At 52.3% G+C, this 6,669-nt stretch carries 6 protein-coding genes; 3 read left to right on the top strand and 3 right to left on the bottom strand.

The genetic code is table 11. The features are described from left to right. The first annotated feature begins 292 nt into the window (after positions 1-292). Positions 293-985 carry a hypothetical protein gene (locus AB4Z32_RS27255; RefSeq protein WP_442124952.1) on the top strand — a complete coding sequence of 231 codons (693 nt, stop codon included), beginning with the start codon at positions 293-295 and terminating at the stop codon, positions 983-985. Continuing rightward, positions 985-2,361: a hypothetical protein gene (locus tag AB4Z32_RS27250; protein ID WP_442124951.1), complete on the top strand. Its 1,377-nt coding sequence runs from the start codon at positions 985-987 to the stop codon at positions 2,359-2,361. The genes AB4Z32_RS27255 and AB4Z32_RS27250 overlap by 1 nt, the downstream gene beginning before the upstream one ends. Here AB4Z32_RS27250 and AB4Z32_RS27245 read toward each other — a convergent pair. Further along, a complete protein-coding gene (locus AB4Z32_RS27245) occupies positions 2,345-3,472 on the bottom strand; it encodes a GNAT family N-acetyltransferase (RefSeq protein ID WP_442124950.1) in 1,128 nt (375 codons plus the stop codon). The two genes, AB4Z32_RS27250 and AB4Z32_RS27245, sit on opposite strands and share 17 nt — an antisense overlap. A 230-nt stretch (positions 3,473-3,702) precedes the next feature. Between AB4Z32_RS27245 and AB4Z32_RS27240 the strand changes: the two genes are divergently transcribed. Further along, a complete protein-coding gene (locus AB4Z32_RS27240) occupies positions 3,703-5,019 on the top strand; it encodes an SH3 domain-containing protein (RefSeq protein ID WP_442124949.1) in 1,317 nt (438 codons plus the stop codon). 238 nt (positions 5,020-5,257) lie between these two features. Here the strand turns inward: AB4Z32_RS27240 and AB4Z32_RS27235 are convergent, their stop codons facing one another. After that, positions 5,258-6,571, bottom strand: coding sequence for a hypothetical protein (locus AB4Z32_RS27235; RefSeq protein ID WP_442124948.1), 1,314 nt, complete (start codon positions 6,569-6,571; stop codon positions 5,258-5,260). Beyond that, on the bottom strand, positions 6,568-6,669 hold a 102-nt coding region (locus AB4Z32_RS27230; RefSeq protein ID WP_442124953.1), incomplete at its 5' end, for an integrase core domain-containing protein. The genes AB4Z32_RS27230 and AB4Z32_RS27235, both read right to left, overlap by 4 nt.

Genomic DNA, 6,669 nt, shown 5'->3' with positions numbered 1-6,669 from the left:
GGATGCGTGAACTCATGCTGCAAACTGCTCCTGGTGGGATTGATCACTGGGACTGCTGAACCCAGCAATCAAGTCAGCCAGCATAGCCTTTGCACGAAACAAAGGCCAGCTACGACGCGGAACATGATCACACGAAACTAAACAACTACATGCCCTCCCGGGTTGCCCAGATGTTTTTTTCTTAGCGTCTATGCATGAGCTCGGGACAAGTATTAGCACTTTAATCAGTACTGTCTGCTCGACCGAAAATGTCTCACTTGTTAAATACGTATCGCCAAATAGAGAAAACAAAATGTCGCTGGAATTGCTCGAGTCGTCAAAGGACGACTTCAGTACAGGAAGCTTACGATATCAAACAATTGTGGCCCCGGCAGTTATGCCTTTAGCAGCGACCGTTGATGCGGAAGTACGAATACTATCGACCTATCGGAAAGCGATATCAACGTCTACTGCAGTAATTTTGACAGATACTCAAGCCGCGGCGAAGGTGTTCAACTTCACTCTTCATGAAGAACAAATGGAGGTTAGAAAATTTGAACGTCTTCCGACTCCGGTCGTTCGACTAGCGAATGACTATGTTGCGACTATCGGTGACGCTCTAGTGTGTCATCAAAGCGATTACAAAAGAGGCTTGACCGCCGGCTCAACCGGGAAGATTATCGACATTACTCAACCTATCGTTCTCGCAGGTGATGGCTCAGCAAATACGGCTCTCGTCCGCGCATTTATAGATACCATTGGCGAAGTTGAGCTATCCACTAGCGATTGTTTAAGATTTCAACTCGGCTACGCTATTCCAACCTCGCTAGATAAGTGGTCAAGCTATGATGTGCGCATCGTCTTTCTCGGCAGCGGGCAGTTGCCTAAGCTAAGCGATATAAGACGACTCATAAACAAGACGAAGAGCTTCTTATACATAGCTAGTAGTGATGAAAAATCGATTTCATCGCTCATAGCAAACCTTCATCAACCTCGTGAGGAATAATGTCTGAGATTTCTGAGCCAGCAAGAATCTACTGTGTTCCTAACGACACCCCAGTAACCTTATGGTGGAGCAACTACAAACCTGAATTGAAGATTCCTACAATTCGGGGAACAAATTTGTCTAGGCATGTGGAGTTCCATCGCCACGCTCTCGATGTAGCCAGAAGAAGCAATCAGGAACCTGCTGCTTTCGACTCGACAATGAGGCCGGTGGCATATGCTTTACTTGAATTCGCAAAATATCTGGCCCGTGAAAAATTAGAATGGTTCGACGCCAACGAAGAGACAATCGAAGGCTTTCGTGACGCCGCGTACGAGGCTACCGTGTCCAGCCCAACTTCTCGAGGAGAACAAACTGCGAAAGCGACTACCAATATAAAGCTGCGCATTATTTATGAATTCTACTTATGGGCTGACACCGAAAAACTGTGCAATAGGCCTTTGATTGGATGGGGGAAGAGCTTTCCCATTCAGTCTTCGCTCCCATTGCACAGGGACGAGCAGAATAAATGGAACGGACGCGCTAGAAGAAAGTTCCCGAAGTGTTATCGAGGGATTGGCGAAAACTCTAGTAATCCTGGAGGGCAATATTGGGCAACTAATGCTGACCTGAACGATATCGAAGACCGCTTCTACGCATTGCAGCCGGCCGCTACAGCGGCGCGTAATGTACTGTTCATGCGCATTGCGGACCAAACTGGACTGCGAAGAGGAAGCATTAATTCACTGGTAGCTAGTCAATTTACAGACGCGGCCATTGAGCGGTCGATGAAGTCGGAATTAAAAGCGCATGCGATTCGCCCAAAGAAACAAAAACTTGCACGAAATTATTACTTCGAGATTCCCTACGCTCTCGCTTGGGAAGTCAATCGCTTTTTGCGCAACCAATACGGCGATGCAATGCAAAACGCTGCTGAATGCCAAATGAACTTGGATGAAATGCCTGTCTTCATCTCGCAGACAACTGGAAAGCAAATGACTAGCAAAGCATGGTCAGGAATTTTCACAGAGGCGTTCCAAGCGATTGGGGCGCCGAAAGGCGCAGGCATTCATTCAATCAGGCGAAAGTTTGCCGAAGAATGGTTTAGGGGCAGAGTTCAGGAGTTCAGAGACGATGGCAAGCCCACGGACTACCAAGCCGTTGTGGCAGGGCTTGCGCGTGTATTAGGGCAAGATTCTAAGCTCAGTCAAGAGGCCTACCGAAGGGCTTCAGCGATGTCGCGAGGCGCAAGTCCGACCGATGTACTAACCGAACAAAACTATGAATTGGCAGCGAAAAATATGCAACTTACTGCCCAGTTAGAGGAGCAAAGAGGATTGATAGCCAAGTTGAGCACATCGAACAACGCGGCCCGTATGGCTAGGGAGCACGCTTAAACGGCGCACGCTCGGTCAACTCGTCAATGTATTCATTTACATGAGCGGTCTCCTGGCCAAGGAATTCTTGGATGGCGCTTTCAAAACGCGCATCTGCTATCCAATGCGCCGACCATGTAGGCGTAGGCTCGAGACCTCTGGAGAGCTTGTGCTCACCCTGAGCTCCTCCCTCGAATACTGGTATCGAGGCCTCAATACAGTATGAGATGGCCTGCATGTAGCACAACTCGAAGTGTAGGCCTGACACGAACTTGGTTGTCCCCCAGTACCGACCGTACAGCGCGTCGGGTCCAACAACGTTGAGTGCAACGGCGATAGGCTTCCCATGCTGCTCGGCGATTATGAGCAGCAAGTTTGCGCCCATCGACTTCTGGATTTCGGCGAAGAAGGCCTTTGTCAGGTAAGGCGAAGAGTAGTGATTTTCGTAAGTAAGTTTGTAGCATGTATAGAAGAAGTCGAGGTCTTCCTTTGTAATTGCGTCGCCGGTGACACGCTTGAAAGTCACACCTGCCTCGGCTACTCTTCGATTGTCTTGCTTAATTTTCTTTCTCTTCTCGCGGGTCATCGAGTCCAGGAACTGCTCGTACGTCTTGTAATCGTGGTTGACCCAATGGAACTGAACACTCTCCCGAAGCAGCAATCCAGCGTCCCGCAGGATTTCGACGTCGCTCGCGCTCGGGAACAGAACATGCAAGGACGAGACACCAGACTCCTGTGCGAACTGAACGGAGGCTTGCACAAGGAGCGCCTTGTCAGCGTCGTTTGAAGCCAGTAATCGCGGCCCAGTGACTGGTGTAAAGGGCACTGCTGACACTAGTTTCGGATAGTAATCCAAGCCATTACGCTCATACGCATGAGCCCAAGCATGGTCAAAGACGTACTCTCCTCTGGAGTGGTACTTTGCGTACAGAATCATCGCAGCTTCGACTCTCCCCTGCCGACGAATGACCAAGAAGCGCGGCCTCCATCCGGTACGAGTTGAGGCACACCCTGAGGTGTGCAACTGATGCAAAAACTGATGGCTAACGAACGGGTTCCCTTCGGTCAGAATGTTCCACTCATCTTGGGGGATATCTTGCAGGGACTCGATGACCTCGACAACGGTTTCCAAATTTCACTCCAGTTGACTAACGCGATGACGTGCCTTGCACATCTGAAGACCCATTTTGCCACGCTTGATGGGTTGGCATGAGTAGTCAAGGCAGGCTGAGCGGGTAAGGCAGCCCTTTGAGTCGGTCGTCGTCATACCTTGCAAGTGTTATCTGAGTCGCTGGCGCATGAACTGACCAGCACACAGTCGTTCCTTGGTGCATCTTGCTCGGTTTGAGAGTAACCTTCCCGATGCCAGCACTGAGCATTTCAGACGCCAACCTTCATGTGACAACCCTAATGAATTCAATCCTAAACTCTCGCGCTTATCTTGATGCTCTGTCCACCCAAAATACGGTTCGTCAGATTGAGGATGCGCTCGGCGGCTCCTTCGCGCAGAGAGAGTACGCTAAGTCTATCGCTGGGGTACTGAGCGCCGAGAAGCTTGGCATGGATGCGCTCGGCTTGGCTCACACAAGAGACCTCACAGCTCTGCAGTCAATGAATTCGCTACAAAATGCCGTGAAGGAGATGACCTCTTTGCAGGGCCTGGCGGCCTCGCTTGATAAGACTTGGAAAACGCAGTCGTTGGTCGATGCTGTTGGCAGCCGTTCAGCTCTACATGAGTACACGAAGGCATTGGACATCGGTGCGCAGGTGAAAAAGCTGGCTGGTGGCTTGGACTTTGACTACTTCCGCAGCACGTCCCTCAAGTCACTTGAAGGCTCACTTCTTAGTAGTCAGGCTGCTGCGCTAGGACGCTTGCCTACAGACCTTGCACATGCGAAAGCGCAGGCGAGCATGGAGTGGGTCGACAAGGTGTCGAAGTCGATGGTTGAGGACGGTCTGTACAGACGGTTCTTGAATACGCTAGACATTCGGCGCGCTGTCCCTAGTGAGCATTGGCTGTCGGCGGCGGAGTCCGTCAATCGTCGCTATGAGACCCTATTCAGCTCAACTGCAGCGTGGACTGGTCAACTAGAAAAGCTCACGCGCCCGACCTATCTAAACTCGTTCCTCGAGGCTATCGAACGCGACATCTCTGCCGGCGCCTACGTTGTCGGTGATTCGTTCGTTGACCAGGACAGTGTGGAGGACGACGAGGCCATGCTTCAGGCTCTTGATGCTGCCGAGACACCAGAACGCTTTGCTGAGCTCTGGGCACGAGCTTCGAAATGGCTGAAATGGGCTGTAATGGGACTAATTGCCGCTGTCCTTTGGCCGATTGCTCTCAACGTTTCATCGAACCTGATTACTCCTTACGTTGAGCAGGTTCTTAAGCAATCGTCGGCTCTAGCCCCGCGCGAGCAAGTCAAGGAAATCAAAAAGCTTTCGATGGGCGAACTGGGCACTGCTTTACGAGACTGTCGCTTCGTCACCGCTTCTACGCTCCGGCTACGCAGTACTCCCAACTCTCGAGCTAAATCGGTCGACACCCTGCAGTTTGGCCAGGTTGTCACCGTCATCTCTACGAAGGCTGACTGGACGGAAGTCTCCTATGAATACGGAGACGGTGAGCTTGTGAGTGGTTGGGTTTTCACGCGCTATCTCGCGAAATTTCGAAGCTAGAGTAACCACTGTCGGCCGCTACCACATCGAAAGAGCGTGGAAGGGCGAGCTCTCTAAGCGCTAGAGCGTCGTTTGCATAGCAGGAGCCGCATGCACGAGGATAACGGCTCAGTAGCACTGCTAGGCTGTCTATGCGATGCACTCGGCACTTCCAGGTCGTCCTCGCTGACGAAGTATGCCGACATCAGACCAGGGCTGCAACGAACCTGCGAGTGCCAACGGTATTCCGATGTCGTCCTTAGCTCAACACAGCTAGGTCTGCTTTGGCTTGCGCAAACTCTTGAGCGGCGGCTTGAAGCTGGTTTCGTAGCGCCGCAGTTCTTACGTTTGCCTCCGTGCTCATACGCTGAAGTTCCGTAGCCCCTGCAAGGAGGCTTGCTTCGATAGACTTCCTTTGCACCTGTAGCTTGCCGCGAACTGCATTGCGGTCAGCTTCTGTGACTGCTTGCGCTGGATTGAAGACAAATTTGCGCTCACAAGCCTTTCTCCAGTCGACAACTGCCCGCGTAAGAACGTCTCCGAAGCCCTTCACTGCGCGGACTTTGTTCCACTGAACATCGGCCGCGGTTTCAATGCCGAACGAACGCAGAGCAGCCTTCTTCGCCGGCCCAACACCGGGGATGGAAGCTATTTCAATAAAATATCGGTCGAGGAACTTGTCTCGTTGCCGCTGCTCGGCTGTTTGGTGTAGTTTGTCGAGTTCCACCTTCTCCTTGGCGGCAAGCCCAACGTACTCGTTCCGCAAGTCAGACAGCTGCTTTTTACGATGATTAAAGCCTTCTGGGCCGGCTTCTTTGCGAGCTCTGTCAGCGAGCGCTTGGTAGGCTCGCTCAGCGCTAATCAGCTTGTTTGTACGCTTGTGCTTCTCTGCGGCCAGTTCAGGGGAGACTGAGCCTCCAACCGCGGTCCAAGCAAAATAAGCAGCTCCTCCCCAGATAATCCAAGCCGCTGGGACTGCTGCAGTGAGACACAAAGCTACGATAACGATGAGGGCTTTCAAAAGGCCTGCATGGCCGCTGCCTTTCAGGCCGGCAGGTAGCAGCGTAGCGGTGACATTGATACTTGCAACGTTCGGCATACTGACCGGCGGCGGTGGTGCGACATCTTCGATTAATGCCCACACTTTCGTCAGGACGAACCCGCTGCCGGTTGTGGTGACTGTCGTACCAAGGTCAACGAAATAGACAATGCCCTGCTGCTCCAACGCGCACCACGGGCAGTGTGTGAGATGGTCCGGGTAGACATGAATCGAAGCCGCCGAACACTTCTTCAAGCGCTTTCTCAGCGCATCTATGGCAGCAACCCATTGTTGAGCTGTCGGACGTAGACCTGACGAACCTCGTTCGGTAAAGGCTTGCTCGAACATCGCTTGCATGGAGTCGGGCACAAGCGTCACGGGAATCGACCTCGGCGGCGGCAGCATTCCACGCAACTTGGAGTCACGGGCGTATGCGTAACGGAACGCTTTGATGTCTAATTCCAGGGCTTCGCCAGCTTCGCTGACCTGATCGGCTAATTTGTAGCCACGGCGATTGTTAGCCTTCGATTTCAAGCAGCCTGTATTTGGCGCCGCTCACGCCCGACTGCGGCCGGTGTGCGGTTGCCAAGTGCAGAGTGCGGGCGCTCATTGTTATAGAAGTGCCGCCATTT

It is taken from the genome of Massilia sp. 2TAF26, assembly GCF_052115005.1.
In the GTDB taxonomy this organism is placed as follows: Bacteria; Pseudomonadota; Gammaproteobacteria; order Burkholderiales; family Burkholderiaceae_D; genus Telluria.
Note: the sequence above shows the minus strand (reverse complement) of the source record. Positions and strands in the feature narration are given on the sequence as shown.